Source organism: Pseudomonas kuykendallii (assembly GCF_900106975.1).
Lineage (GTDB): Bacteria > Pseudomonadota > Gammaproteobacteria > Pseudomonadales > Pseudomonadaceae > Pseudomonas_O > Pseudomonas_O kuykendallii.
This window is the reverse complement of record NZ_FNNU01000001.1, coordinates 762,787-788,874: the sequence shown is the minus strand read 5'-3', so window position 1 is coordinate 788,874 and position 26,088 is coordinate 762,787. Positions and strand designations below refer to the sequence as shown.

Genomic DNA, 26,088 nt, shown 5'->3' with positions numbered 1-26,088 from the left:
CCTTGCGCAGTTTTTCGCGAACTTGCGTTTGTCCTCTCCGGTCCCATGCACAACGCGGCGCTTTGCCGCGTCTCTTTCATATTCAGGAGATTCGCATGGGCATCATCGGAACCATCTTCATCGGCCTGATCGTCGGCCTGGTCGCACGCTTCCTCAAGCCTGGCGATGACAGCATGGGATGGATCATGACCATCCTGCTGGGCATCGGCGGCGCACTGCTGGCGACCTATGGCGGCCAGGCCGTGGGCATCTACCAGGCCGGCGAAGCGGCGGGCTTTATCGGCGCGGTCGTCGGTGCGATCATCCTGCTGGTGATCTACGGCCTGGTCAGCCGCAAACGCTGACCGATCGGGCCGCTTGCGGCCCACCCCCCTCTCTTCGACCGAATCCATGCGCCGACTCTCTCTGTTGCTGCTGTGCCTGCTGTCTTCCCTGGTTCATGCCGAGCTGCCTGAAACCGACTGGCTGGAACTGATGCCGCCGTCGGACCGCAAGGCGCTCGAGCAGATGCCCGAGATCAGCCATGACACCCCCGAAGGCAAGGGCTTCAGCGCCAAGGGCGGCATCAAGCAGGAGAAGGGATTGCCGGCGGTGATGTATTCGGCGAAGACGGTGGCCAAGCTCGACGGCAAGGCGCTGCGCCTGGGCGGTTATCCGGTTCCGCTGGAGTCGGACGCCAAGGGGCGCAGCACCCTGTTCTTCCTCGTGCCGTATCCCGGCGCCTGCATCCACGTACCGCCGCCACCACCGAACCAGATCGTGCTGGTGCGCTATCCCAAGGGCATCTTGCTGTCCGACATCTACGCGCCGCTGTGGGTCGAGGGGCCGCTGAAGGTGGAGAAGGTCAGCAACGACATGGCCGACGCCGCCTATGCGCTGGACGCCACCCGAGTGCGCCCGGTCGAGGACGCGGACCTCTAGGGTGGCGATCAGCGCCGCGCTGCGCCGCGCGTTTCGCGCGCAGGCGAAGCAGACCGACGGCATCGACCTCGCCGTCTATTCGCACTTCGACAAGGACCCGCTGGAGCCGATCATCGGCCTCGGCGACCCGCACGCGCCTCTGGCATTCTTCGGCCGCGATCCTGGCCGCGAGGAGGTGTGCCACGGCGAGCCCTTCATCGGCAGCGGCGGGCAGATCGTGCGCAAGGTGCTCTACCGGCAGCTGCACGGCGAGTCGACGAGCGACTTCGAGGCGCTGCGCGGGGTGGGCCGGCCGTTCTTCTGGATCAACACCGTGCCGTACAAGCCGCTGGGCAACAAGGCCTGGTCGATGGCGGTGAAGAGACGCGTCCATCCACTGATGCGCGAGCTGTTGCTGAAAGGCTGGCAGGGGCGCGACGTGGTGACCCTCGGCCGCGAGGCATTCCTCTGGTTCGCCATCTACCAGCCGCGCGAGGTGCGCCGGGCGCTGGAAGCGTTCTGGCAGCGCGAAGACCGCTTCACGGCGCACATCGAGGTCGAGCTGTCCGAAGCGGGTGTCGCGCGGCGCCTGCGTCTGCACCCGTTGCCGCATCCCTCACCGCTGAACCAGGTCTGGTTCAAGCGCTTTCCCGAATTGCTGCGCGCCCGGCTGGAGGCGTTGCAGATCGGCGCGGATTTCCGCCCGGCGTAGGGTGGATGTCGCCTTCCACATCCACCCGCGAATCCAACACTGGCCGCGGGTGGACATGAAAGGTACAGGTGTCCGCCTCAGCCCAGCGTCTTCTCCACGAGCCCGCGGCTCGCGGCCAGCACGTCTTCCTGGCACTGCGCGCTCGCCATCATGCGCGCCAGCACCAGGGCGCCGACGCACTGGGCGATCAGTGCCCAGGCCAGTTGTGGGTCGCCGAGCACCTCGCTCCAAGCCTCTTGCAGCTGGAGCAGCCAGCGCTCGGCTTCTTCGCGTACGGCGGGTTCGGCGCGGGCGATTTCCGCGCCCAGGCTGGGGATCGCGCAGCCACTGTCGGGTCGCCGGACATGGGCCATGCTCAGGTAGCGCGCCAGGCAGCGCCGCAACTTGGCGCGGTTGGCGTCGGTGCCCCCGGCTTCGCCGCCGCCAAGCAGTTTGAGGCTATGGCTCAGTTCGCGGCGGACGATGGCGGCGAACAGCTCGTCCTTGGAGGAAAAGTGGCTGTAGAAGGCGCCGCCGGTGAGGCCGATGGCCTTCATCAGCCCAGCCACGCCGGAGGCCGAGAAGCCGCCATGCTTGGCGATGGCGCCGCTGCTTTCGAGCAGTTTCTCGCGGGTCTGATCCTTGTGATCGGCGGCGTAGCGCACGGGGCCTCCTGTGTCGCAGGCAACTTGACGATGCGGCGGATCGTAGCATAACGTCCGTTTAGTAAACGATCATTCAGTAAAGAGGCCATCCATGCATAACAACAAGAAGGTTGCCCTGATCATCGGTGCCGGCGATGCCACCGGCGGCGCCATCGCCCGGCGCTTCGCCCGGGAGGGATACGTCGCCTGCGTCACCCGGCGCAGTGCGGACAAGCTGCAGCCGCTGGTGGATTCGATCCGCGCCGAGGGCGGCGAGGCGCACGGTTTCGCCTCGGACGCCCGACGCGAGGAGGCGGTACAGGCGCTGTTCGAGGAGATCGAGCGGGACATCGGCCCGGTCGAGGTGCTGGTGTTCAACATCGGCGCCAACGTGCCGTGCAGCATCCTCGAGGAAACCGCGCGCAAGTACTTCAAGATCTGGGAAATGGCCTGCTTCTCCGGATTCCTCTGCGCCCGCGAAGCGGCGCTGCGGATGGTCGGCCGCGAGCGCGGGACCATCCTCTTCACTGGTGCCACCGCCGGGCTGCGCGGGGCCGCCGGGTTCGCCGCCTTCGCCGGGGCCAAGCACGGCATCCGCGCGTTGGCGCAGAGCATGGCGCGCGAACTGGGGCCACGGAACCTGCATGTCGCCCACGTGGTGGTGGACGGCGCCATCGATACGGATTTCATCCGCGAGAACTTCCCGGAGAAGTACGCGACGAAAGACCAGGATGGCATCCTCGACCCCGAGCACATCGCCGATAACTACTGGTTCCTGCACAGCCAGCCGCGCGATGCCTGGACCTTCGAGCTCGACCTGCGCCCCTGGAGCGAGCGCTGGTGAGCGAGGCCGCGGAACAACCCACAACAAGAGAACGAATCGATGAGTAAAACCGTGGAATTCCTGTTCGACGTCGGCAGCCCCGCCAGCTACCTGGCGTACACCCAGCTGCCGAAGCTGTGCGCGGAGGCCGGCGCCGAGCTGATCTATGTGCCGATGCTGCTGGGCGGCGTGTTCCAGGCCACCGGCAACGCCTCGCCGGCCGCGGTGCCGGCCAAGGCCCGGCATTCCCATATCGACCTGCAGCGGTTCGCCGACCGTTACGGCGTGCCGCTGGCCTTTCCCGCCGGCTTCCCGATCAACACGCTGACCCTGATGCGCGGTGCCGTCGGCATGCAGCTCCGCGAGCCGGAGCGTTTCGAGGCCTATCTGCAGGCGATCTTCCGCGCGCTGTGGGTGGACGCGCGCGAGCTCGGCGATCCGGTGGTGCTGGGCAAGACCCTGGTGGAGGCCGGCTTCAATCCGCAGGCGATGCTGGCGCTGGTCGGCGATCAGGAGGTGAAGGATGCGCTGAAGGCGAACACCGAGGCCGCGGTCCGGCGTGGGGTGTACGGCGCACCGACGATGTTCGTCGGCGACGCGATGTTCTTCGGCCAGGATCGCCTCGACTTCGTTCGCGAGGCGCTGGCCTGAGCCGGAAGCCGGCTCAGGACGCCTGCGCCACCGGCAGGCGGGCGAGGGTGCCCTTGTCCAGACCGAGCATGCGCGCGGCCTTGGTTTCCGCCAGCGCCTGCGGCGGGTCTCCCGGCGTCTGCGCGGCGAGCTGCGCGGCCAGGTTCATGATCAGCGCCTCGCGCGAGTAGACCCCGCTGCCGAGTTGGTAGGTGGCGCCGATCAGCTGGCGCAGGTCCAGCGGCAGGCGCCAGCGGGTGCGCATGGCGCCCCCGAAGCCGGCACTGTGGCGCTGCAGGCTGCTGTCGATGCTCAATTCGTCCAGGGCGCCGGCGGCGTTGCGCCAGTCCTGCAGCGAGCGCAGCACGGCGAGGTCGCCCAGGCGATGCAGCAGACCGGCGGTGTAGCACAGCTCGGCGTCGACCTTGAGTCGCTCGGCCAGCCAGTGCGCGTAGTCGGCCGTGCGCTGCGAATACTCCCAGAAATGCCGGGCCAGCCCGGCGAGCGTCTCGTCCGCCAGGTTGGCGCTGCGTTGCAAGGCGACGCCTAGGGCGAGGTTCAGCGCATGCACCACACCGACCCTGGGCAGCGCCTGGCCGAGGGTCTGGCAGTTGCCGCCCCGGGCACGCTGGGCCGAATTGGCGACGGCGATGAGCTGGGCGGTGAGGTGCGGGTCCTTGCCGAACAGCGCTTCCAGTTCGCCCAGGGCGCAGTCGCGACTGTTCAGGCGCTGCAGCGCCTCACGCACGCCGTCGAGCAGTGGCGCGCCCTCGGCGTTTTCGCGCTGGTCGGCGAGAAAGGCGTCCAGGGTCATGCCCGGGGGCGCGGCGGGAGGCGTGTAGACGACCTCTTCGCCCGGCGCGATCAGCACCTGCTGCAGCCGTCGCAGCAGCTTCTCGGCCTCGAAGGGCTTGGTCAGGTAGGCCGTGGGGTGCAGCGGCAGCGCCGCGCGCACGCTGGCGGTGTCGGCGTTCGCGCCGATGAGGAAGAACGGCAGCAGCGGCCTGGATCGGTCGCGGCGCAGCTGACGCAGCAGTTCCAGGCCATCCAGCCCGCGCAATTGCGAACTGGCGATCACCAGGCTCGGCGGCCGGCGCTGGCACAGCTCGAGCACCTGCTGGCCGTCCTCGAAGCGCTGGATATTCGCGTCGCAGCGCGCGCTGCGGACCAGTTGCACGAGCAGATCGGCGGTCCAGCGATCGTCTTCGGCGATCAGGACGGTCGGCGGTGGGCGCTTGTCGGACATCGGTACTCCTGTGGTCGAACGGTTCCGGTGCGCCGACGCGATCGGTCGATCTGGCGGCGTCTGCCGCTACCGGAGGCTTCCTTGCGGACGTGTGCTGGTGGCGAGAGGTACGTATCGCGGCACCGAGCGCGGGGATTTTACGGCAAAAAAAGACCCGCCGAAGCGGGTCTTTTCTACAGCGCAACTCAGGCGAGTTCGTCGAAGCACTCGGCGACGATCGCCAGGCCGCGGTCCAGCTGGGCATCGGGAATGGTGACCGGCATGAGGAAGCGGATGACGTTGTAGTAGGTGCCGCAGGACAGCAGGATCAGGCCTTTATCGCGGGCGCGGGCGACGATCTTGCCGACCAGTTCGGCGGCCGGCTTGTGCACGTCGCCACCCTCGAACAGCTCGATGGCGACCATCGAACCGAGACCGCGAACGTCGCCGATCACCTTGTGCTTGGCCTGGACCTCGCGCAGCGCGGCCTTGACGCGTTCGCCGACGGCGTTGGAGCGATCCAGCAGTTTCTCTTCGTCGAACACCTTGAGCACGGCGAGCGCCGCGGCGCAGGCGATCGGGCTGCCGGCATAGGTACCGCCGAGGCCGCCGGGGGCGATCACGTCCATGATCTCGGCCTTGCCGCAGACGCCGGAGATCGGGAAGCCGCCGCCGACCGATTTGGCGAAGGTGGTCAGGTCCGGCACCACGCCCAGTTGCTCGGTGGCGAAGAAGGTGCCGGTACGCCCGGCGCCGGTCTGCACTTCGTCGGCGATCAGCAGGATGCCGTGTTGGTCGCAGAGCGCGCGCAGGCGCTTCATGAACGCCGGCGAGTTGACGTAGAAGCCACCCTCGCCCTGCACCGGCTCGATGATGATCGCGGCGATGTCCTGCGGCTGGGCATCGTTCTTGAAGATGCGCTCGATGCTGGCGATCGAGTCGTCCTCGCTCACGCCGTGCAGCGGGCAGGGCGCCAGGGCGCGGAAGATGCCGCCGGGCATCAGGCCCATGCCGGCCGAGTAGGGCACCACTTTGCCGGTCAGGCCGAGGGTCATCATGGTGCGGCCGTGGTAGGCGCCGGTGAAGGCGATCACGCCGGCGCGGCCGGTGGCGGCGCGGGCGATCTTGACGGCGTTTTCCACCGCTTCCGAGCCGCTGGTGACCAGCAGGGTCTTCTTCGCGAAGTCGCCCGGCACGCGCTTGTTGATCTCTTCGCAGAGCTCGACGTAGGGCTCGTAGGCCAGTACCTGGAAGCAAGTGTGGGACAGCTTGGTGAGCTGCTCCTGCACCGCGGCGACGACCTTGGGATGCAGGTGGCCGGTGTTGAGCACGGCGATGCCGCCGGCGAAGTCGATGAACTCGCGGCCTTCGACGTCGGTGACCGTGGCGTTCTCGGCCTTCTCGGCGAAGATCGGGTGGATCTGGCCGACACCGCGGGGAACGGCGGACTGGCGGCGCTGCATCAGTGATTCGTTGGTCTTGCTCATGATCTCCTCTTGGCCGCTCATCGTGCGGACCGGGTCAAGGATGAAACGCGCCCGGAGTCGCTGGCGGCAGCATACGATGATCGACTGCCACAGCGCTTCCGGGCGCCTTGGGGGTATTCGCGGCGCACCCGACACCCGCCGGGCGCGCCACCTCGCGGCTTATACGCCGCCGAGGCAGAGGTATTTCAGTTCCAGGTAGTCTTCGATGCCGTACTTGGAGCCTTCGCGGCCCAGGCCGGAAGCTTTCACGCCGCCGAACGGCGCGACTTCGGTGGAGATCAGCCCGGTGTTGATGCCGACCATGCCGTACTCCAGCGCCTCGGCCACGCGGAACACGCGGGACAGGTCGCGGGCGTAGAAGTAGGACGCCAGGCCGAACTCGGTGTCGTTGGCCATGGCGATCACTTCGGCTTCGTCCTTGAAGCGGAACAGCGGCGCCAGCGGGCCGAAGGTCTCTTCCTTGGACACCTTGGCATCCTTCGGCACGTTGACCAGGATGGTCGGCTCGAAGAAGCTGCCGCCGAGGCTGTGCGCCTTGCCGCCGCTGACCACCTGGGCACCCTTGCTTAGCGCGTCCTCGATGTGTTCCTTGACCTTGGCCACGGCCTTGTCGTCGATCAGCGGGCCGGTGGTCACGCCGTCGTCCATGCCGTTGCCGACCTTGAGCTTGGCCACCGCGACTTTCAGTTTCTCGACGAAGGCATCGTAGACGCCGTCCTGGATGTACAGGCGGTTGGCGCAGACGCAGGTCTGTCCGTTATTGCGGTACTTGGAAATCAGCGCGCCCTCGACGGCGGCGTCCAGGTCCGCATCGTCGAAGACGATGAAGGGCGCGTTGCCGCCCAGTTCCAGGGAGACCTTCTTGATGTCCTTGGCGCATTCCGCCATCAGCTGGCGACCGATTTCGGTGGAGCCGGTGAACGACAGCTTGCGCACCACCGGGTTGCTGGTCAGCTCGCCGCCGATGTCGCCGGCGCTGCCGGTGACCACGCTGAGCACGCCTTTCGGGATGCCGGCGCGTTCCGCCAGCTCCATCAGCGCGAGGGCGGAGTAGGGCGTCTGCGAGGCGGGCTTGATCACCATGGTGCAACCGGCGGCGAGGGCCGGGCCGGCCTTGCGGGTGATCATCGCGGTGGGGAAGTTCCACGGCGTGATCGCCGCGGTGACGCCGATCGGCTGCTTGATGACGATGATGCGCTTGTCCGGCTGGTGGCCGGGAATGGTGTCGCCATAGATGCGCTTGGCTTCTTCGGCGAACCACTCGATGAACGAGGCGGCATAGGCGATCTCGCCCTTGGCTTCGGCCAGCGGCTTGCCCTGTTCCAGCGTCATCAGACGGCCCAGGTCCTCCTGATTTTCCATCATCAGCTCGAACCAGCGGCGCAGCTTGATCGAACGCTCCTTGGCGGTCAGCGCACGCCAGGCCGGCAGCGCTCGTTCAGCGGCCTCGATGGCGCGACGGGTCTCCGCCTTGCCCATCTTGGGTACGCTGCCGATGACTTCGTTGGTGGCCGGGTTGTTCACCGAGATGGTCTGGCCGTTGTCCGCGTCCAGCCAGGCTCCGTCGATGTAGGCTTGCTGACGGAACAGCGTGGAGTCTTTGAGTTGCATGGCGGTCTCCTGGGGGCCGGATCGGAAGCGCTGATCCGGCATGGGTGGTAACGCTCCGTTCGGGGGCGGCGATTCGTGCGCGCGGCGCGCGAACACGATGAGCTTCCTTCCCTTTCGAATTCAAGGAACAGACAGCGTTCGGCGATGGCGCCAGAAAATAAGGTGGTGCGTTTGAAATCTCAAACGAATGCTAGGGACAATCGCTGAAAAGAGCAACGACGTTGAGGAAGCGAAGGCATAAATGCGACAGGATTCAACCGTCGATCAATTTTATGTTTGATATATCGAACACTGCGAACTTTCTCGAAGAAATCGGGGTCAAGTGGTGGCAGGACTTGAACCTGCTTTTGCCCCTGTCTTCCTGCGCGGAAGCGGAGCGCCTGGCGATCCGATAGAGCTTCGAGAGCTGACCTTACTGGATGAAGCTTATGGATAAGTGCGTTGCGATGCCGGATATCGCCTGGTACCTGATTCAGTGCAAGCCACGGCAGGACGGACGGGCGCTCGAGCATCTGAGTCGTCAGGGTTTCGAATGCTTCGGGCCCACCCTATCGGTTGAAAGCATCAAGGCGAACAAGCTCTGCCGTACCGAGCAGCCGCTGTTTCCGGGTTACCTGTTCGCGCGGATCGCCGCCGACGGCAACTGGACGGCGCTGCGCTCCACGCGTGGGGTGAGCCGAGTGATCGGGTTTTGCGGGCATCCGTGCCAGGTCGATGACGCGATCGTCGAGCAACTCAGGACACGCTGTGCGGCGGATGCGGGGCAGGTGGTGTTCAGTCCTGGGGACAAGGTTCATATCAAGACCGGTCCGCTGGCGGATATGGACGCGATTTTCCTGGCGATGGATGGGGATGAGCGGGTGGTTCTTCTGCTCAATATCCTGCATCGCGAGCAGCAGGTAAGAATGAAGCTTTCGCACCTTTCGGTGTGACGATATTTTGACTGTGGGCATACATATTGCCTGATTAACGTCACTGTCATCGATCTCCTGTAGTATCGAGGCATTGATCAGGGATAAGGGCTGTCGACTTGTCCCACCCAGAAAGTGCTAGAGCCGCCGCCTCGTTCTCAAGGAAACGACGAACCTTGGGGCGGTAGCGTGCCTGACGGTCCCGTCGGCCACCTGGCTCCAGCTGTTGTCTTCTTCGCCCCCCAAGGGCGGCCCTGCACTGTAATGCTGCGTTTCCACCAGGGGACGTTCCAGTGAAGGGCAATCTCGCGTCACCTCTAATTCCAAGAAACCACGTAACGAAATTTTTTTATTGCCATGCGCTTGGTCGGCCCTGCCTTTCCCGGTCGTTTGGCGATGGGCCAAGTGCCAGTATCAACGATAAGGACGTTCTTCTATGCGCCATGCAGTGACCGTATGGGTTATGGCTTTGAGTGTTGCCGCAGTGGGCGCCTTCGCCGCGGATGAGCGCGCTACGGAGGTCGATGTCGATTGCACCGCGCTCAGCGCGCAGCAGATCGGGCAGATGACCCGCGTGGACGACCAGGTTCAGCTGCAGGCGATCGCCGCTCTGATCGAGGCCTGCCCGGCCAACGTGGACGCGATCATCGCCGCGGCAATCGATGCTTCGCCCGAGGATGCGGAGCTGATCGTCGCCTCTGTCACCGAGCAATTGCCCACGGCCGCTGGGGGGCCGGCGGCGGATAGTGGCAATTTGTTTACGCCGGGGAACTCAACCGGCCGGGATACGTCGAATTCGGTTCCATCGCCTGGTTCGGGTGGAGGCGGAAGGGTCGGGGGAAGCTCCGGCCCGGCAGCAAGTGCAAGCTGAGAGTCGGTCGAGGCGCGGGGACCGAGCTCGGTGCACGGAGCCGGTCAGTTTTGCCAGCGTGCTTCTTATAAAAACGTGTGAATGGAATCTCCAATCATGATGAAAACGCTAAAGGTCGTGGCTTTCGCCTCCGTCGCGTCGCTGTCGTTCAATGCTTCTGCCACCAACTTCGGTGGCATCAATCTGGGCCGGATCGATCTCGGTTCCAAGTTGATCGTAAGCAAGAGCTACAGCAGCCCGTGGGCAAGCCCCGTCGATAGTCATCTTGCGCTGAAAAGCCTCGCGGACCTCAACGCGCTCGCGCGTCTGACCCTCGCGGCTGCTTACGACAAGTTGAAAAATGCGCCCTCGTTGCCCTCGCACGGCAACTGGAACGGCCATCCTGGCACTACACCCGGTGGTTGCGCCCCGGGTGGCCCGGTAGCTAGCGCAAGTTGAGTGATGGCCGCGGTACCCGGGCCAAGACCCGGGACCGCGGTCCATCTGTATTCCAATCGTCCTTATTCCTTCGTGAGAATGGATTCGAGCAACTATGAAAATACCCAAGGTAATGGCTGCCACGTTCGCCGGTTCCATGTCGTTCAACGCCGCTGCCACCGAGCCTCAGAGCATCGATGTGGCGGGCTTCGACTTCACGCCGACCCTGTTCGTCAGCGAGAGTTACGACGACAACATTCGCGGACGCAAGACCGATGAGGAATCCTCCTGGATTACCAACATCAATCCGACCTTCCTTCTGAGCGCGGAAACCGGCAAAAGCGGCTACCAGCTCAAATACGAGCTGGACGACAAGAACTACCACTCGGATTCCCAGGTCAGCCATACCGATCACCACCTGACGCTCAAGAGCGTTCTGGAATTCACCGCGCGCAATCGCCTGCGCTGGGATGTCGGCTATCACAAGGTCGAAGAGACCTCGGACACCGCCGAGATCGATGAAAACGACAAGTACACGCTGAAGAACGTAGGTGTCGGTTACACCTATGGCGCGCAGACCGCGCGCAACCAGCTGGACTTCGGGGCGAACTATCTGGAGCGTCGCTATCAGAACAGCGGCAACCTCAACGAGGACCAGGAATACGACTCCACCGCTCTGGTCGGCACCTGGTACCACCGCCTCGGTGCACGCACCCGTGTACTCGGCGAGCTGCGCCACGCGACCTTCGATTACCTGCAGCAGAACAGCGAACGCGACAGCACCGATACGGCAGCCCTGGTCGGCGCGACCTGGGAAGCCACCAAGAAGACCTCCGGCGCGATCCGCTTCGGCGCCGAGCGCAAGAACTTCGACTCGAGCGACGTCAAGGATTACACCAGCCCGATGTGGGAAGTGGGTGTCGCCTACAAGCCGCGCACCTATTCGACCTTCAGCCTGGACACCCGTCGCGCGTTCGACGAAGGCGACGATGGCGCCACCACCGTGCACGACACCACCACCACGCTGGGCTGGAAGCACGAGTGGACCTCGCGCATCGCCACCGATCTCAACTACCGCTACTCCGATCGCGAGTACGAGGCGGTCGACCGTACCGACAAGCGCAGCTCCTACGGCGTCGGCGTGACCTACGCCATGCTGCGCTGGCTGGACATCGGGCTCGGCTACCGTCACCTGAAAAACGATTCCAGCCTCGATACCGAGGGTTACGTCCGCAACATTTACATGGTGAGTTTCGATGTCAGCCTCTGAAGCCCGGGTGGCACTCAACGCCGGAAACAGTCAGTTCGCCAAGGAAATCGCGCGCATGTCCATTCGCACTCTACTCAAGTTCTTCAGCCTGATTCTGTTGTTCGGCTATGGCGCCGTCGCCAGCGCCGCCGATGCGGGTTATCGCCTCAGCTCCGGCGACGTGATCAAGGTCAACGTGTTCGGCGAGCCCGATCTGAGCTTCGCCGAAATCCGCCTGAACGACGCGGGCACCTTCTCCTACCCCTTCGTCGGCGAGGTCCAGGCCAAGGGCAAGACCACCGGCGAGATCGAGAAGCTGCTGACGCTAAAACTCAAGGACGGCTACCTGGTCGACCCCCGCGTTTCCGTCAGCGTGATCAATTACCGCGAGTTCTACATCAGCGGCGAAGTGAAGTTGCCTGGAGGCTATCCCTATCAGCCCGGCCTGACCCTCGACCGTGCGATCGCCCTGGCCGGTGGCCTCAGCGAACGCGCATCGACCAAGCGCATGACCATCATTCGCGGCGCCGACAGCACCCGCAAACCTGAAAAAGCGACGCTGGACACCCTGGTGAACCCGGGCGACACCATCAATATTGAGCAGGGATTCTTCTGATGATCTTGGAAAGTATTAGCCAGAAGGACCGGGCGTTGCCGCATGCCTCCCTGGAGGATGACAACGACTTCATCGACCTGCGACGCATCTGGCGCGCCATCTGGTCGCGCAAGTGGGGGATCCTCACCCTGGTGCTGGTGGTCACGCTGCTGACCTCGCTGCTGATGATGAGCATCAAGCCGCTCTACAAGGCCTCGGCCACGGTAATGATCGAACCCAAGGGCAACCAGCCGTTGACCTTCCAGCCGATCACCGACCAGAGCTCGGGCATCAGCGAGTTCCTGCAGACCCAGCTGAGCCTGATCCAGAGCCGCGGCGTGGCGGAGAAGGTCGTTCGCGACCTGCGCCTCACCGAGCACCCGGATTTCGATCCGCGCCAGCAGCCGCAGCCGCTGATCAACATCGCCGGCCTGGTCAAGCGCTTCAGCATCGACAGCCTGATTCCCGGTGCGGTCCCCAGTGGGGATGACGAAGACAAGCCGATGACCGATGCGGAAATCTTCGATGCCGTGACCCAGAACCTGATGCATCGGACCGAAGTCTGGGCCGAGGGCAAGAGCCAGCTGGTCAACGTCGCCGTGGAAATGCCTGACCGGCTGACCGCCGCGATGGTCGCCAACGCCCTGGCGCAGAGCTACATCGAGAAGCAGCTCGAGTCGCAGATGGAAATGTCGCTGGCTTCGACCAACTGGATGAACACCCGGTTGACCGAGCTGCGCGCCACCCTGCAAAGCGCCGAGGACAAGCTGCAGGCCTATCGCGAAGCGGAGGGCCTGGTGGACGTCGGTGGCGTGTCGACCATCAGCGCCAACACGTTGTCGGTCACTGGCGACCGCATGATCGACGCCCGCCGGGCGCGCGCCGAAGCCGAGAGCCAGTTCCGTCAGGTCGAAACCATGCGCAAGGCCGGGCTCGATCGCCTGACCAGCGTCCCTGCGGTGCTCAGCAACCCGCTGATCCAGCAGTTCAAGGCGGAAGAGGCCCGTGCCCGCGCCAAGGTCGAGGAGCTGTCGCGTCGTTACGGGGAAAACCACCCGTCGATGATCGCCGCCCGTTCCGACCTCAGCGCGGCGAAAGCCAGCCTGCAGACCCAGGTCGACCAGGTTGTCGCCGGTATCGAGCGCAACTATCAGCTGGCCGTCGCCAACGAGAACTCGCTGGACTCCTCGTTCAACAAGAACAAGGCGCAGATCCAGGACATTTCGCGCAAGGAATTCAAACTGCGTGAACTGCAGCGTGACGTCGACAGCAACCGCACCCTGTACGACACCTTCATGACCCGCATGCAGGAAACCGCAGCGACCTCGGACATGAACTCGTCGAACGCGCGCATCGTCGACACCGCCATCGCGCCGATCGAGCCCAGCGCGCCGAACAAGCGCCTGATCATCGTCATCGCCGCCTTCATGTCGCTGGTCGTCGGTGTCGGCCTGGCGCTGCTGCTGGATGTGATCAACAACACCTTCAAGTCGCCGGAAGACGTCGAGACCAAGCTGAACCTGCCGGTACTCGGCATCGTTCCGCTGATCCCGAAGAAGAGCCGCATGCAGATCGCCCACCAGTTCGAGCAGAGCCAGGACAAGCGCTTCTGCGAGGCGATCCGGACCATTCGTACCAGCGTGATGCTCAGCGACATGAGCCAGCCGCACAAGGTCGTGGTGATCACCTCGTCCGTTCCCGGCGAGGGCAAGAGCGCCGTGGCCGCCAACCTGGCGTTCGCCATGGGCCAGCTGGAGCGCGTGCTGCTGATCGACGCCGACCTGCGTCGGCCGACCCTGGCCAAGAGCTTCGACTTCCCGGTCGGCGCGCCTGGCCTGGCCAACCTGATCGCCGGCACGGCGAAGGCCGAAGACTGCATCCAGACCGTCGGCAATGTCGACATGCTGCCGGCCGGTGTGGTGCCGCCGAACCCGCTCGAACTGCTGGCCTCGCCACGCTTCGCGAAGTTCCTGGAAATCACCAAGGAGCGCTATGACCGCATCATCGTCGATTCGCCGCCGAGCCAGGCGGTCAGCGACGCCACCCTGCTGTCGACCTTCGCCAACGCGGTGATCTATGTGATCAAGTCGGAAAGCACGGCGATCCCGCTGGCGCAGAAAGGCATCGGCCAACTGCTGCAGAGCGGCGCGCCGCTCACTGGCGTGGTGCTCAACCAGGTGGACGTACAGAAGGCCGCGAAACACGGCAGCTACAGCGGCTACTACGACCACTACGGTTACAGCAACGGCGAAGAGAAAGCGTAAGGACCCCTCGGGCGATTCATCACGTAGCGCACTCATCATGATCGACCTGCACAGTCATCTGCTTCCCGGTATCGACGACGGCGCGCCAGACATGCCGACCGCCCTGACCCTCGCCCGCGTGGCGGTGGGAAATGGCATCACGCACATGGTCTGCACGCCGCACATGCATCCTGGTCGTTACGACAACGACGCCGGCAACATCCGGCAGGTCTGCAAGGCCTTCGCCGACGCGCTCAAAGGCGCCGGCATCGACTTGCGGGTGAGCGCCGCCGCCGAAGTCCGTTTCGGCAGCGAAATGATGAACGGCATCTGCGATGGCAGCATCCCGTTCCTCGGCGAATGGCAGGGCAAACGGGTCCTGCTGCTGGAGTTCCCGCATGCGGAGATTCCGTTCGGCGCCGAGCGCATGACCCAGTGGCTGATCGGCAAGGGCATCGTTCCGCTGATCGCCCACCCGGAGCGCAACAAGGCGCTGATGCATATGCCGTCGAAGCTCAAGCCGTTCGTGCTGCAGGGTTGCCTGCTGCAGCTGACCGCCGGATCGGTCGCCGGGAAATTCGGCGAACCGGCGCGGCGGCTGGCCCACGCGATCCTCGAGGAAGACCTGGCGACGATCATCGCCAGCGACGCCCACAACCTGCAGCACCGACCACCGGAACTGGCCTGCGGACGCGATCACGCGGCGCGCATCGTCGGTGACCGCAAGGCCGAGGCGCTGGTGCTGGATACGCCCTGGAAGATCGCGCAGGGCCATTTCGCTGCGCAGACCGCCGACCTGAAAGCCGAACTTTCCACCGCTTGATCAATCACATGGACCCCCACAGAAACAACGCCCATGACCGAGTCTCCTGTTCTGGCGCATGGCCGCGCCGCAAAGCGTAGGTCGCGCCGCTCCGAGCCGACCCAACAGACACCGCTGTACCGTGCCATCTGCATCGGCATGCTGCCGCTCGCCGCGCTGGTGATCGGTCTGTCCTGGACGATGATGCGGGCCGGCATCGACAGCTATCGCGCCGAACGCTTCCTGCAGAGTTGGGAAGCCAAGGGCATGCCCGACGCCGAAACCCTGGCGGCGGGACGTCAGGCGGCCGAGCACGCCATCGAGCGCTTTCCGGCGCCCAACGGCGAGTACCTCGATCGGCTCGGCCGGGTGCTCAGCTGGGAAAACGCCGACGCACCCTACGGTGCGGCCGAGGCCCAGGCTTCGCGCCAGGCGGCACTGGAGACCTACCGCGCGTCGCTGGCGGTTCGTCCGGGCTGGCCGTGGACCTGGCTGCGCCTGGCCAGCACCAAGCTCAGCCAGCAGGCATTCGACGACGAGTTCGCCGATGCACTGTCGCGCTCCAGTGCCCTGGGCGCCAATCGCATCGAGATGGACCGCGACCTGGCCCGCATCGGCTTCGAAGGCTGGCCATCGCTGACCACCGAACAGCGCGTGCTGACGCTCAAGGCCGCCGCCCGTACCGTCGGCTACAGCTACCCCGAAGCACAGAATTTATATGGCCTTGCGCAACGCGCCGGGCTGAACGTCCCGCTCTGCTGGAGCTTGAGCGAGGACATCCGAGCAAAGCGGCAAATATGTAAAAAAGAGGGATCATCATGATCGCTGAACGTACCAACCCAGCCGTGAACCGGCGTGGTCTTACCTTCTGGGGTCAATGGCTATGCGGCATTACCCTGGCCAACCTGGTGCTCTATGTCATGGTCGACCAGCGTTACGACCAGATTCCGACGGAGTACCGCGTGCTGATGATCCTTACGGTCCTCGGCTCGGTGCCGGCGTACACGCTGTGGCGCGTCTACCACAAGCGTGACAGCTACCGTTCCGGCCTCGGCCGTCTCGCGGCGGGCTGGTTCACCCTGCTCAGCGGGCTGATGTTCATCGCCTTCGTCAGTGGCAGCACCGAGATGTTCTCCCGCGAGCTGGTGTTGCTGTGGGGCGTGCTCGGCCTGGCCGTGCAGTCGCTGAGCTTCATTCCGTTGCGCTACCTGGCCTCGCTGCACTCGCGCAAACTGCGCAACGAACGCACCTCGGTGATCATCGGCACCTGCCCGCTGGCGCTGACCCTGGCCGAGCGCCTGAGCGTCTCGAACCGCGTTCCGCTGATCGGCCTGATCGCGCCGGAAGCCGAAGCCGAGCCGCATCAGGAAGGTCAGTTCCCGGTGCTTTCCGGTCTCTCCGAGCTGCGCAACATCATCGATCGCAATGGCGTGCGTCGGGTCTACATCGCCCTGAACCTGGACAAGATCGCGCAGATCGAAAGCCTCTACATCGACCTGCTCGACATGAGCGTGGATGTGGTCTGGGTGCCGGACTTCGGCAGCATGATGCTGCTCAACCAGTCGATCTCGCAGATCGAGCAGCTGCCGGCGATCTACCTCAACGAAAGCCCGCTCAGTTCGCACCCGGCGGCCGTGTTCAGCAAGGAGCTGCTCGATCGCAGCCTGGCGCTGATGGCCATCGTACTGCTCAGCCCGGTGCTGATCGCCGCGGCGATCGCGGTGAAGCTGTCCTCCCCCGGCCCGGTGTTCTTCCTGCAGCCGCGGCACGGCTGGAACGGCGAAGTGATCAAGGTGTGGAAATTCCGCTCCATGTTCGTCCACCAGGACGACAAGGTGGTGCGCCAGGCCTCGCGCGACGATCCTCGCGTCACCCGTGTCGGCGCCTTCCTGCGGCGCACCTCCATCGACGAGCTGCCGCAGCTGTTCAACGTGCTGCGCGGCGAGATGGCGCTGGTCGGTCCGCGCCCCCACGCGGTCACCCATAACCAGTACTACAGCGACAAGATCATGGCCTACATGGCGCGCCACCGAATCAAGCCGGGCATCACCGGTCTGGCGCAGGTCACCGGCCATCGCGGCGAAACCGAGACCGTCGAGAAAATGCAGCAGCGGGTCGAGAAAGACCTCGCTTACATCAATCACTGGTCGCTCTGGCTGGACATCAAGATCCTGATCAAGACGCCCTTCACGCTGTTCTCGCGGAACATCTACTGAGCCGCGGCGGTCCCAAGGGCCGCCTCGTCGCTTCGCGGCGCCGTTCGCCCGGCGCCTGCCACGACTACATCTTGTCTAAATCAGGGACCTCTCCATGAACATCACCGTCATCGGAACCGGCTATGTAGGCCTCGTCACCGGCGCCTGCATCGCCGAAATGGGTAACACCGTCGTCTGTGTCGACGTCGATCCGAAGAAGATCGAGAACCTCAAGAAAGGCATCCTGCCGATCTACGAGCCGGGCCTCGAGAACGTCGTCACCAGCAACTTCGAGTCCGGTCGACTGCTGTTCACCACCTCGCTGGTCGAGGCGATGAAGAGCTCCGACGTGTTCTTCATCGCCGTCGGCACCCCGCCCGGCGAGGACGGTTCCGCTGACCTGCGTTACGTGCTGGAAGTGGCCAAGCAGATCGGTGCCAACCTGGCGCGCCCGGCCATCGTGGTGAACAAGTCCACCGTTCCGGTCGGCACCGGCGACAAGGTTCGCGCGGCGGTCGCCGAGCAACTGCAGCAGCGCGGTGTGGAGATCGATTTCGAAGTGGTGTCCAACCCCGAGTTCCTCAAGGAAGGCGCCGCGGTGGACGACTTCATGCACCCCGACCGGATCATCATCGGCACCAGCAGCGAGCACGCCAAGCGCGTCATGGGCGAGCTCTACGCGCCCTTCGTGCGTAACCACCCGCGGATCATGTACATGGGCATCCGCGATGCGGAAATGACCAAGTACGCCGCCAACGCCATGCTGGCGACAAAGATCTCCTTCATGAACGAAGTCGCCAGCCTCTGCGAGCGTCTGGACGTGGATGTGGAGAACGTTCGCCTGGGCATCGGCTCGGACCAGCGCATCGGCTATCACTTCATCTACGCCGGCTGCGGCTACGGCGGCTCGTGCTTCCCGAAGGACGTCAAGGCGCTGATCAGCATCGCCCACCAGAACGACTTCGAGCCCAAGCTGCTGCAGGCGGTGGAAGCGCGCAACGACCTGCAGAAGCAGTCGCTGTTCAACAAGATCGTCACCCACTATTCCGGCGACCTGGCCGGGCGCACCTTCGCCGTCTGGGGCCTGTCGTTCAAGCCGGGCACCGACGACATGCGCGAAGCGCCCAGCGTGGTGCTGATCAACAGCCTGATCGCCGCCGGCGCCAGGGTGAAGGCGTTCGACCCAATCGCCCATGAGACCGCCCGCGCCGAATTCCCCGCGGAGCATTTCAGCAACGGCGATCTGGAAATCGTCGACGGCCAGTACGAAGCGGCCATCGATGCCGACGCGCTGGTGCTGGTCACCGAGTGGAAGCCGTTCCGCCACCCGGATTTCCGTGCCCTGAAGAAACTGCTGAAGAGCCCGCTGATCCTCGACGGGCGCAACCAGTACGATCCGGTGCAGCTGCAACGCGAAGGCTTCGACTACTACGGCATGGGGCGCAAGGCCATCAATGCCGCTTGAGAACGAGCTGCTGATGACAGGCGTCGACCCCACCGGGGGCGCTGGAAAACCGCACGGCAAACTGCGCGGCTTCCTGCACCAGAGCATGCGCAGCAAGCTGTTGCGCAACATCATCACGGTGGTTTCGGGAACCGCGGGCGCGCAGGCCATGACCATGGCCTTCATGCCGGTGATCACCCGCCTGTACGGGCCGGAAGCCTACGGCATCCTCGGCGCGTTCATGAGCCTCACGCTGATGATCATTCCGATCGCCGCGCTGACCTATCCGGTCGCCATCGTGTTGCCCAAGCGCGACGCCGATGCCCGCGGGCTGGTCAAGCTCTCGCTGATGATCGCCGTGGTGCTGGCGTCGCTGATGGCGCTGGTGCTCGGGTTGTTCGGTACGCCGATCGTGCACCTGATGGGGCTCGAGGAAATCTCGCCGTACCTGATGCTGCTGCCGGTGGTGATGTTCTTCGGCGCGGCGCTGGAAGTCGTTCAGCAGTGGCTGATTCGCCAGCAGCGCTTCAGCCTCACCGCCAGCATCGCCATCGCGCATTCGCTGCTGCACAACAGCATCCGGACGCTGGGCGGTTTCCTGATGGCGATACCGGCGGTGCTGGTGATCACCACGGCGCTGGGGCCGGCGCTGCAGGCGGTGATGCTGACCATCGGCATTCGCCGTACCCGCGACAGGGCCGACGCGGTGGTCGATCTCGAGCCGCCGATGAGCAGCGGCGAGCTGGCGCGGCGCTACAGCGATTTCCCGCTGTTCCGTTTCCCGCAGATGCTGATCAACACGGTCTCGCAGAACCTGCCCACCCTGGTGCTGGCGTCGGTCTTCGGGCCGGCGGCGGCGGGCTTCTTTACCGTCTGCAAGCAGGCGCTGAGCATGCCCACCAACCTGATCGGCAAGTCGGTCGCTGATGTGTATTACCCGCGGATCAGCCAGGCGATCCAGCGTCACGAGCCGATCACCGCGATGCTGGCCAAGGCCACCGCCGGGCTGGCGCTGGTGGGCCTGCTGCCCTTCGGTTTCGTGTTCCTCGCCGGACCCTGGCTGTTCGCCCTGGTCTTCGGTGAGCAATGGCACACCGCGGGCGAGTTCGCGCGCTGGCTGGCGCTCTCCGAATACGTGGTGCTGATCACCCGGCCCTGCACGGTGGCGATTCCCGCGTTGCAGCTGCAGGGACGCTTCCTGGTCTTCGAAATGCTCAGCACCGCCCTGCGCCTCGGCGCGCTCTTCTTCGGCGCCTGGGTGATGAAAGACGCGTTGATCACCGTGATGGCCTTCGCCGGCGCCAGCGTATTGATCTACGTGGCGCTCATCGTTTCCGTCCTGATCGCCGCGAACAACCATCGGCCGTCCTCGACGGCGGCCCACTGAGCAGTATTCCTTACGAAAGAGACAGGCTCCGCCAATGACCCAGAGTGCACCCACCATCGTTGCTGTCGGCTATAACCGGCCGAAAAGCCTGGCCCGGCTGCTGACCTCCCTGAGCAAGGCGCACTACCCGTCCGAGGGCGTCCGCCTTGTCATCAGCCTGGACAATTCGGGTAATCCGGAACCGCTGAAAGTCGCCGAGGCCTTCGACTGGCCGTTCGGCGAGAAACGCATCATGGCGCGCGAGACCCGCATGGGGCTGCGCCAGCACATCCTCAGTTGCGGCGACCTGACCGAGGAGTACGGCGAGATCATCGTGCTGGAGGACGACCTGTTCGTGTCTCCGCACTTCTACGAGTACGCCCGCAAGGCGCTGGACTTCTACGCCGACGCGCCGCAGGTGGCCGGTATCAGCCTGTACGGCAACCAGCAGAACCAGACCGCCGCGCTACCGTTCACGCCGATCGACGACGGCGGCTCGGACGTCTACTTCATGCAACTGGCGGCGTCCTGGGGGCAGGCGTGGTCGCGCAAGCACTGGCAGGGTTTCCGCACCTGGCTTGACGCGCACGGCACCGACATATCCGATGTCGCCGGCATCCCGGCCGATATCCGTGCCTGGCCCGAGTCGTCATGGCTCAAGCTGTACAACGCCTACATCATTTCCCGCGACCTGTACTTCGTCTACCCGTACCGTTCGCTGAGCACCAACTTCGGCGATCCGGGCGAGCACTTCTACATCGCCTCGTCGCGGTTCCAGGTGCCGATCCAGCTCAAGGCCAGCGACTACCGCTTCGCCCGCCAGGAGGACAGCCTGGCGGTGTACGACGCCTACTGCGAGCTGTCGCCGTCCAGTATCAAGCGACTGAACGGCAAGCTCGCCGCCTACGATTTCAGCGTCAACCTGTACGGCTGCAAGACCGTCACCAACGGCCTGCAGCTGACCCGGTCGAAGCAGGCGGGCCTGCATAATTTCAGTCTGTCGATGAAGCCGATGGAACTGAGCATCCTTTATGACCTCGAAGGCGAGGGCATCGCCCTCATCGAGACGGCAAGGCTGACGGCTGGCACCCGCTCCGACCCCAAAGCGGAGTACGACACCTACCGCTTCTTCTACAAGTTCCCATCGATCCGCGTGATCCTGTTCGGCGTTATCGAACGGTTGACGATGCTGATCAAGAAAGCGCGGACCGGTTGATCCGTCCGCGTGGCGAGTTACCCCTTTTACCTATCGACTTGGATGCATGAGGCTTCGAAAAATGGAAAAAAAACGCGCGTTGGTAACCGGTATCACCGGACAGGATGGTTCCTACCTGGCCGAGTTCCTTCTGGAGAAGGGCTATGAAGTACACGGCATCAAGCGCCGCGCTTCGCTGTTCAACACGCAGCGGGTGGATCACATCTATCAGGACCCGCACGTCGAGAACAAAAACTTCGTCCTCCACTACGGCGACCTCAACGACTCGTCCAACCTCACCCGCATCATCCAGGAAGTGCAGCCTGACGAGGTCTACAACCTCGGCGCGCAATCCCACGTGGCGGTGAGCTTCGAAGCCCCCGAATACACCGCCGACGTCGACGGCATGGGCACCCTGCGTATCCTCGAGGCCATCCGCCTGCTCGGCCTGGAAAAGAAAACCCGTTTCTACCAGGCCTCGACCTCCGAGCTGTATGGCCTGGTGCAGGAAATCCCGCAGAAGGAAACCACGCCCTTCTACCCGCGCTCGCCCTACGCGGTGGCCAAGCTGTACGCCTACTGGATCACGGTGAACTACCGTGAGGCCTACGGCATGTATGCCTGCAACGGCATCCTCTTCAACCACGAATCGCCGCGCCGTGGCGAAACCTTCGTGACCCGCAAGATTACCCGCGGCCTGGCCAACATCGCCCAGGGCCTGGAGTCCTGCCTGTTCATGGGCAACATGGATTCGCTGCGCGACTGGGGCCACGCCAAGGACTACGTGCGCATGCAGTGGATGATGTTGCAGCAGGAAACCCCGGATGACTTCGTCATCGCCACCGGCGTGCAGTACTCGGTACGCGAGTTCATCCGCTGGTCCGCCGCCGAGCTGGGCATCACCCTGCGCTTCGAAGGCGAGGGCGTGGACGAGCAGGCCATCGTCGAGCGCATCGAGGGCGATCTGGCGCCGGCGCTGAAGGTCGGCGACACCATCGTGCGCGTCGACCCGCGCTATTTCCGTCCCGCCGAAGTGGAAACCCTGCTCGGCGATCCGACCAAGGCCAAGCAGAAGCTCGGCTGGACCCCGGAAATCACCGTTCAGGAAATGTGCGCCGAGATGGTCCGCGAAGACCTCAAGGTCGCCCAGCGCCACGCCCTGCTGAAGCGGCACGGCCATGACGTTCCGGTCTCCGTGGAGAACTGAGCATGCAGCAGCCTCAACGCATCTTCGTCGCCGGCCATCGTGGCATGGTCGGCTCGGCGATCGTCCGGCTCCTGCGCCAGCAGGGTGACGTGGAAATCGTCACCCGCGGTCGCGACGAGCTGGATTTGGTCGACCAGGCCGCCGTGCAGGCGTTCTTCGCCGCGGAGAACATCGATCAGGTGTACCTGGCTTCGGCCAAGGTCGGCGGTATCCACGCCAACAACACCTATCCGGCCGAGTTCATCTATCAGAACCTGATGATCGAGGCGAACATCATCCACGCCGCCCACGCCAACGGCGTGCAGAAGCTGCTGTTCCTCGGTTCCTCGTGCATCTATCCCAAGCATGCCGAGCAGCCGATGAAGGAAGAGGCGCTGCTGACCGGCATTCTGGAAGCGACCAACGAGCCCTACGCGATCGCCAAGATCGCCGGGATCAAGCTCTGCGAGAGCTACAACCGCCAGTACGGCCGTGACTACCGCAGCGTGATGCCGACCAACCTGTACGGTCCGCACGACAACTACCACCCGGAAAACAGCCACGTGATCCCGGCGCTGCTGCGCCGTTTCCACGAAGCCACCCTGCGTGGCGACGAGGAAGTGGTGATCTGGGGTAGCGGCACGCCGATGCGCGAGTTCTTGCACGTCGACGACATGGCTGCGGCCAGCGTCCACGTGATGAATCTGGACGAGGCCACCTACCAGGCCAACACCCAGCCGATGCTCTCGCACATCAACGTCGGCACCGGCCAGGACTGCACCATTCGCGAGCTCGCGGAAACCCTGGCCAAGGTTACCGAGTTTCAGGGGCGCCTGGCGTTCGATGCGACCAAGCCGGACGGCACGCTGCGCAAGCTGATGGACGTTTCGCGTCTCGAAGCCCTGGGCTGGAAGTCGAAGATCGGCCTGGAAGAAGGGTTGCAGGACGCCTACCGCTGGTTCGTCGAGCACTTGGACGACGTCAGGGGCTGAGCGGATGTTTCTCGACGCCGAGGACTTCCGACGGGTAGTCGGAGCGACACCGCTCATCTCCCTGGACCTCGTCGTTCGCAGCGGCGAGGGAACCATTCTCCTGGGTGAACGTCTCAACCGACCGGCGCAAGGTTTCTGGTTCGTCCCGGGGGGACGCATCCAGAAGAACGAAACGCTCGACGCCGCCTTCCGTCGCCTCACCATGGGCGAGCTGGGCATCCCGTTCGAGCGTTCCCAGGCGCGGTTGCTGGATATCTACGAACACTTCTACGAAGACAGCGTGTTTGGTACGGATTCATCCTCGCCGAATACGCATTACGTAGTGGTCGGCTATTTGCTGGATTTACCGGCCGGCCTGGTGCTCGATCCGCCGCGCGAGCAGCACGGGCACTACCGCTGGTGGTCGCCGAGCGAAATGCGCGACAGCGAGCAGGTACACGAAAACACGCGGGCCTATTTGCGCGCACTGGTTTGATGCGTTCGCCGGTGAAGACGATGGCGGTGGCGGATCCACCCCTTACTTCAAGCGATCAACTGGAACACTCAAAGGGAAGTTCGTACATTGAGGAAGCTTCTTTCTTACCAGAACCTGTTGTTCGTGCTCGTGCTGGCGAACTCGGCCTGCTTCTTCCTCACGGACGACAAGAAGGCTGGCATACCCTACCTGCGTGAACTGTTCCTGCTGGCGATATTGGCGGCATCGGCACTTCTGCTGGTCACCTGGAAACGCCTCTATCAATCCAAGGCCTGCCTGTGGGTGGTCTTCATCGGCATCTGCCTGCCGGTGATGTCGTCGATCCTGGCCAAGCTCAACTTCGGCCAGCCGATCGTCTACGGCCTGCTGGAGGAACGCCGCAGTTTCTACTTCCTGATCTTCTTCCCGACGTTGTTCCTGCTGCACAAGGCGAAGCCGACGGAGCCTCAGCTCGAGCGGTTCTTTCTCGTCTCGGGCCTGTTCTGCGTGGCCGTCGGCTTCCTCTATTACTTCAAGATCATCCCGCAGAACAGCGGGTTCGCCTTCGAGGTGGACGCGAAGGAGCTGGGTAGCGAAGACAGCATGCTGCGTCCCAATCGCTACCGGATCGGCTCCGGCTACGTGAGCATCTGTGCGTTCATGATCATGTACAGCCTGCGCCGCCAGATCACCCTGGCGCGGGTGATGCTGCTGTTGCTCTTCACCGCCTACCTGTGGCTGGTCCTGCAGACCCGTTCGACGATGGTGGTCTGGGCGCTGGCCGGGCTGTGGATTTTCCGCGACCGTATCGGTTCGCTGCTGAAGCTGGGCGCCGTCGCCTCGATCATCCTGGTGGTGTCCTACTTCATGATTCCGGACTTCTACGCCACCCAGTTCGAGCGCTTCGACGCCTTGCTCAACGAGGCGACCACCGGCCCCGGCGTGCGGAACATCACCACCGGGATCATTCTTCAGGAAGTGGCGAAGAACTGGTACATCGGAATGGGCGCGCTGTCCCTGCAGTGGAACGGCGGCTTCTCGACCCTTTACAACCCCTGGTTCTACCTGTCGGACGTGGGCATCGTCGGCGTGTATTACCGCTTCGGGTTCCTAACTCCGGTCATCGCCCTGATCTTCTATGGCGGTTTCCTGAGCATCATGAGGGACTGCAAAAACAAGGGCGATCTATTGAGCGCCATGAAACTGCCTTTCGTATTTGGTTTGATCAATATGTTTCTGTCCAACTCAATTATGTATGGGGGAGATCTCCTAGGCATTTCAGCAGCCTGTTTCTTGTATTTCTCTAGAGTAAGAGCTAAGGCACCGGCACCGTCTACCACGCAGAACGAGCGGATCAGTTATGACAAGTTTCAGCATCGTTACCATTAACTGGAATAACCTCGCTGGCCTGACCAAGACCTATGAAAGTGTCGCGGCGCAGACCTACAGGAACTTCCGCTGGATCGTAATCGATGGCGCTTCCAACGATGGCAGCGTCGAATGGCTGAAGGAACTCAAGGACGATCACGCCGAAATCACTTCTGAGCGCGACAAGGGCATCTACGACGCGATGAACAAGGGCCTGGTGAAAGCCAGCGAAACCCCGGGTTACACCCTGTTCCTCAATAGCGGCGATACCTTCTATGACGAGTCGGTACTCGAAAAGGTGGCCAAGGCCGTCTCCGAGGCCGAGCATCCGCCGAAGTACGTGTATGGCGATTATTACCTGCAGAACGCCGCGGGCGTGCTGCGCGCCGCCTCGGCGAAGAAGATCGACCGGTTGATGATGGGCATGCCGTCCAGTCACCAGGCGATGTACTTCGAGAACGAACACCTGCGTACGGTCCGCTTCCGCGAGAACTACAAGCTGTCTGCGGACTACTGCATGATCGTGGAATTCCTCCACGGACTGGACCTGTCCAAGGTCGTGCTGCAGCTGAAGACGCCCCTGTGCGTTTTCGACACTACCGGTATCTCCCAGCAGCGGCGTTTCGATGCGCTCAAGGAAGATATGCAGATACGGCGGAACTACATGAAGTTGTCTTCCGCCAAAGCCTCTGTTCTTTACCTTCTGCACTACGTACATACCCACACCAAGTTGGTGAGGGCGGCACTCGGCCGATAAGAAGACCGTCGTTCGCACGGGTTGTAGTTGAA

26 protein-coding genes are annotated in these 26,088 nt (G+C 63.8%); 22 read left to right on the top strand and 4 right to left on the bottom strand.

Features of this window, described 5'->3' with window-relative positions; genetic code table 11:
- Positions 1–95: 95 nt before the first annotated feature.
- Genes BLV15_RS03565 through BLV15_RS03555 form a run of 3 tightly spaced genes read left to right on the top strand, consistent with a single transcriptional unit; the run spans position 96 to position 1,612 of the window.
- Complete coding sequence (locus BLV15_RS03565) at positions 96–344, top strand: GlsB/YeaQ/YmgE family stress response membrane protein (protein ID WP_090224678.1); 249 nt, start codon at positions 96–98, stop codon at positions 342–344.
- A gap of 46 nt (positions 345–390) precedes the next feature.
- On the top strand, positions 391–921 hold the full coding sequence (locus BLV15_RS03560) for a DUF3299 domain-containing protein (RefSeq protein ID WP_090224676.1): 531 nt from the start codon (positions 391–393) through the stop codon (positions 919–921).
- A gap of 1 nt (position 922) precedes the next feature.
- Positions 923–1,612 carry a uracil-DNA glycosylase family protein gene (locus BLV15_RS03555; protein ID WP_245728129.1) on the top strand — a complete coding sequence of 230 codons (690 nt, stop codon included), beginning with the start codon at positions 923–925 and terminating at the stop codon, positions 1,610–1,612.
- Between the two features lie 77 nt (positions 1,613–1,689).
- Here BLV15_RS03555 and BLV15_RS03550 read toward each other — a convergent pair whose 3' ends face one another.
- Positions 1,690–2,256 (bottom strand): TetR/AcrR family transcriptional regulator, encoded by a 567-nt coding sequence (locus BLV15_RS03550; RefSeq protein WP_090224672.1) that lies wholly within the window; start codon positions 2,254–2,256, stop codon positions 1,690–1,692.
- Positions 2,257–2,347: 91 nt separating this feature from the next.
- Between BLV15_RS03550 and BLV15_RS03545 the strand changes: the two genes are divergently transcribed.
- On the top strand, positions 2,348–3,079 hold the full coding sequence (locus BLV15_RS03545) for an SDR family oxidoreductase (RefSeq protein ID WP_090224670.1): 732 nt from the start codon (positions 2,348–2,350) through the stop codon (positions 3,077–3,079).
- Between the two features lie 39 nt (positions 3,080–3,118).
- Positions 3,119–3,709: a 2-hydroxychromene-2-carboxylate isomerase gene (locus BLV15_RS03540; protein WP_090224669.1), complete on the top strand. Its 591-nt coding sequence runs from the start codon at positions 3,119–3,121 to the stop codon at positions 3,707–3,709.
- 13 nt (positions 3,710–3,722) lie between these two features.
- Here the strand turns inward: BLV15_RS03540 and BLV15_RS03535 are convergent, their stop codons facing one another.
- From BLV15_RS03535 to gabD, 3 genes are all read right to left on the bottom strand, one after another.
- Positions 3,723–4,934, bottom strand: a complete 1,212-nt coding sequence (locus BLV15_RS03535) for an HDOD domain-containing protein (protein ID WP_090224667.1) — start codon at positions 4,932–4,934, stop codon at positions 3,723–3,725.
- A 185-nt stretch (positions 4,935–5,119) separates the two neighbouring features.
- Positions 5,120–6,400 carry a 4-aminobutyrate--2-oxoglutarate transaminase gene (gabT, locus tag BLV15_RS03530; protein ID WP_090224665.1) on the bottom strand — a complete coding sequence of 427 codons (1,281 nt, stop codon included), beginning with the start codon at positions 6,398–6,400 and terminating at the stop codon, positions 5,120–5,122.
- A 159-nt stretch (positions 6,401–6,559) separates the two neighbouring features.
- Positions 6,560–8,011, bottom strand: coding sequence for an NADP-dependent succinate-semialdehyde dehydrogenase (gene gabD, locus BLV15_RS03525; RefSeq protein ID WP_090224663.1), 1,452 nt, complete (start codon positions 8,009–8,011; stop codon positions 6,560–6,562).
- Positions 8,012–8,439: 428 nt separating this feature from the next.
- Here gabD and rfaH point away from each other — a divergent pair, with 428 nt between their 5' ends.
- From rfaH to BLV15_RS03440, 17 genes are all read left to right on the top strand, one after another.
- A complete protein-coding gene (gene rfaH / locus BLV15_RS03520; protein ID WP_090225193.1) occupies positions 8,440–8,943 on the top strand; it encodes a transcription/translation regulatory transformer protein RfaH in 504 nt (167 codons plus the stop codon).
- Between the two features lie 415 nt (positions 8,944–9,358).
- Positions 9,359–9,793: a hypothetical protein gene (locus BLV15_RS03515; protein ID WP_090224661.1), complete on the top strand. Its 435-nt coding sequence runs from the start codon at positions 9,359–9,361 to the stop codon at positions 9,791–9,793.
- 96 nt (positions 9,794–9,889) lie between these two features.
- A complete protein-coding gene (locus BLV15_RS03510; RefSeq protein ID WP_090224659.1) occupies positions 9,890–10,231 on the top strand; it encodes a hypothetical protein in 342 nt (113 codons plus the stop codon).
- Positions 10,232–10,325: 94 nt separating this feature from the next.
- A complete protein-coding gene (locus BLV15_RS03505) occupies positions 10,326–11,480 on the top strand; it encodes an outer membrane beta-barrel protein (RefSeq protein ID WP_090224657.1) in 1,155 nt (384 codons plus the stop codon).
- 55 nt (positions 11,481–11,535) lie between these two features.
- Entirely contained in the window at positions 11,536–12,075 is a 540-nt protein-coding gene (locus BLV15_RS03500) for a polysaccharide biosynthesis/export family protein (RefSeq protein WP_090225192.1), read from the top strand.
- On the top strand, positions 12,075–14,318 hold the full coding sequence (locus tag BLV15_RS03495) for a GumC family protein (RefSeq protein WP_090224655.1): 2,244 nt from the start codon (positions 12,075–12,077) through the stop codon (positions 14,316–14,318). Before BLV15_RS03500 ends, BLV15_RS03495 begins: the two co-directional genes overlap by 1 nt.
- Before the next feature lie 37 nt (positions 14,319–14,355).
- Positions 14,356–15,120, top strand: a complete 765-nt coding sequence (locus BLV15_RS03490; RefSeq protein WP_090224654.1) for a tyrosine-protein phosphatase — start codon at positions 14,356–14,358, stop codon at positions 15,118–15,120.
- Between the two features lie 33 nt (positions 15,121–15,153).
- Entirely contained in the window at positions 15,154–15,921 is a 768-nt protein-coding gene (locus tag BLV15_RS03485) for a hypothetical protein (protein WP_090224652.1), read from the top strand.
- Entirely contained in the window at positions 15,918–17,315 is a 1,398-nt protein-coding gene (locus tag BLV15_RS03480; protein WP_090224651.1) for an undecaprenyl-phosphate glucose phosphotransferase, read from the top strand. The genes BLV15_RS03485 and BLV15_RS03480 overlap by 4 nt, the downstream gene beginning before the upstream one ends.
- Positions 17,316–17,409: 94 nt before the next feature.
- Positions 17,410–18,759, top strand: a complete 1,350-nt coding sequence (locus BLV15_RS03475; RefSeq protein ID WP_090224649.1) for a UDP-glucose dehydrogenase family protein — start codon at positions 17,410–17,412, stop codon at positions 18,757–18,759.
- A gap of 13 nt (positions 18,760–18,772) precedes the next feature.
- The gene (locus BLV15_RS03470; RefSeq protein WP_090225191.1) at positions 18,773–20,125 is read left to right on the top strand and encodes a lipopolysaccharide biosynthesis protein; all 1,353 of its coding nucleotides are present in this window, start codon (positions 18,773–18,775) and stop codon (positions 20,123–20,125) included.
- A gap of 34 nt (positions 20,126–20,159) precedes the next feature.
- The gene (locus tag BLV15_RS03465) at positions 20,160–21,320 is read left to right on the top strand and encodes a glycosyltransferase family 2 protein (protein WP_090224647.1); all 1,161 of its coding nucleotides are present in this window, start codon (positions 20,160–20,162) and stop codon (positions 21,318–21,320) included.
- Between the two features lie 61 nt (positions 21,321–21,381).
- Positions 21,382–22,506, top strand: coding sequence for a GDP-mannose 4,6-dehydratase (gene gmd, locus BLV15_RS03460; protein WP_090224646.1), 1,125 nt, complete (start codon positions 21,382–21,384; stop codon positions 22,504–22,506).
- 2 nt (positions 22,507–22,508) lie between these two features.
- Positions 22,509–23,477, top strand: a complete 969-nt coding sequence (gene fcl / locus BLV15_RS03455; protein WP_090224644.1) for a GDP-L-fucose synthase — start codon at positions 22,509–22,511, stop codon at positions 23,475–23,477.
- 4 nt (positions 23,478–23,481) lie between these two features.
- A complete protein-coding gene (locus tag BLV15_RS03450; protein WP_090224643.1) occupies positions 23,482–23,952 on the top strand; it encodes a GDP-mannose mannosyl hydrolase in 471 nt (156 codons plus the stop codon).
- 87 nt (positions 23,953–24,039) lie between these two features.
- On the top strand, positions 24,040–25,320 hold the full coding sequence (locus BLV15_RS03445; RefSeq protein ID WP_245728128.1) for a hypothetical protein: 1,281 nt from the start codon (positions 24,040–24,042) through the stop codon (positions 25,318–25,320).
- Positions 25,292–26,056, top strand: coding sequence for a glycosyltransferase family 2 protein (locus BLV15_RS03440; protein WP_090224641.1), 765 nt, complete (start codon positions 25,292–25,294; stop codon positions 26,054–26,056). Before BLV15_RS03445 ends, BLV15_RS03440 begins: the two co-directional genes overlap by 29 nt.
- Positions 26,057–26,088: the final 32 nt, after the last annotated feature.

Excerpts from the sequence above, each read along its gene's own strand:
- BLV15_RS03540 (WP_090224669.1), top strand. The coding sequence starts at position 3,119 with ATGAGTAAAACCGTGGAATTCCTGTTCGACGTCGGCAGCCCCGCCAGC.
- gmd (WP_090224646.1), top strand. The coding sequence starts at position 21,382 with ATGGAAAAAAAACGCGCGTTGGTAACCGGTATCACCGGACAGGATGGT.
- gabT (WP_090224665.1), bottom strand. The coding sequence starts at position 6,400 with ATGAGCAAGACCAACGAATCACTGATGCAGCGCCGCCAGTCCGCCGTT.
- rfaH (WP_090225193.1), top strand. The coding sequence starts at position 8,440 with ATGGATAAGTGCGTTGCGATGCCGGATATCGCCTGGTACCTGATTCAG.
- BLV15_RS03450 (WP_090224643.1), top strand. The coding sequence starts at position 23,482 with ATGTTTCTCGACGCCGAGGACTTCCGACGGGTAGTCGGAGCGACACCG.
- BLV15_RS03505 (WP_090224657.1), top strand. The coding sequence starts at position 10,326 with ATGAAAATACCCAAGGTAATGGCTGCCACGTTCGCCGGTTCCATGTCG.
- BLV15_RS03545 (WP_090224670.1), top strand. The coding sequence starts at position 2,348 with ATGCATAACAACAAGAAGGTTGCCCTGATCATCGGTGCCGGCGATGCC.
- BLV15_RS03565 (WP_090224678.1), top strand. The coding sequence starts at position 96 with ATGGGCATCATCGGAACCATCTTCATCGGCCTGATCGTCGGCCTGGTC.
- BLV15_RS03500 (WP_090225192.1), top strand. The coding sequence starts at position 11,536 with ATGTCCATTCGCACTCTACTCAAGTTCTTCAGCCTGATTCTGTTGTTC.
- BLV15_RS03470 (WP_090225191.1), top strand. The coding sequence starts at position 18,773 with ATGACAGGCGTCGACCCCACCGGGGGCGCTGGAAAACCGCACGGCAAA.
- fcl (WP_090224644.1), top strand. The coding sequence starts at position 22,509 with ATGCAGCAGCCTCAACGCATCTTCGTCGCCGGCCATCGTGGCATGGTC.
- BLV15_RS03475 (WP_090224649.1), top strand. The coding sequence starts at position 17,410 with ATGAACATCACCGTCATCGGAACCGGCTATGTAGGCCTCGTCACCGGC.
- BLV15_RS03490 (WP_090224654.1), top strand. The coding sequence starts at position 14,356 with ATGATCGACCTGCACAGTCATCTGCTTCCCGGTATCGACGACGGCGCG.
- BLV15_RS03560 (WP_090224676.1), top strand. The coding sequence starts at position 391 with ATGCGCCGACTCTCTCTGTTGCTGCTGTGCCTGCTGTCTTCCCTGGTT.
- gabD (WP_090224663.1), bottom strand. The coding sequence starts at position 8,011 with ATGCAACTCAAAGACTCCACGCTGTTCCGTCAGCAAGCCTACATCGAC.
- BLV15_RS03485 (WP_090224652.1), top strand. The coding sequence starts at position 15,154 with ATGACCGAGTCTCCTGTTCTGGCGCATGGCCGCGCCGCAAAGCGTAGG.
- BLV15_RS03535 (WP_090224667.1), bottom strand. The coding sequence starts at position 4,934 with ATGTCCGACAAGCGCCCACCGCCGACCGTCCTGATCGCCGAAGACGAT.
- BLV15_RS03480 (WP_090224651.1), top strand. The coding sequence starts at position 15,918 with ATGATCGCTGAACGTACCAACCCAGCCGTGAACCGGCGTGGTCTTACC.
- BLV15_RS03465 (WP_090224647.1), top strand. The coding sequence starts at position 20,160 with ATGACCCAGAGTGCACCCACCATCGTTGCTGTCGGCTATAACCGGCCG.
- BLV15_RS03510 (WP_090224659.1), top strand. The coding sequence starts at position 9,890 with ATGATGAAAACGCTAAAGGTCGTGGCTTTCGCCTCCGTCGCGTCGCTG.
- BLV15_RS03440 (WP_090224641.1), top strand. The coding sequence starts at position 25,292 with ATGACAAGTTTCAGCATCGTTACCATTAACTGGAATAACCTCGCTGGC.
- BLV15_RS03515 (WP_090224661.1), top strand. The coding sequence starts at position 9,359 with ATGCGCCATGCAGTGACCGTATGGGTTATGGCTTTGAGTGTTGCCGCA.
- BLV15_RS03495 (WP_090224655.1), top strand. The coding sequence starts at position 12,075 with ATGATCTTGGAAAGTATTAGCCAGAAGGACCGGGCGTTGCCGCATGCC.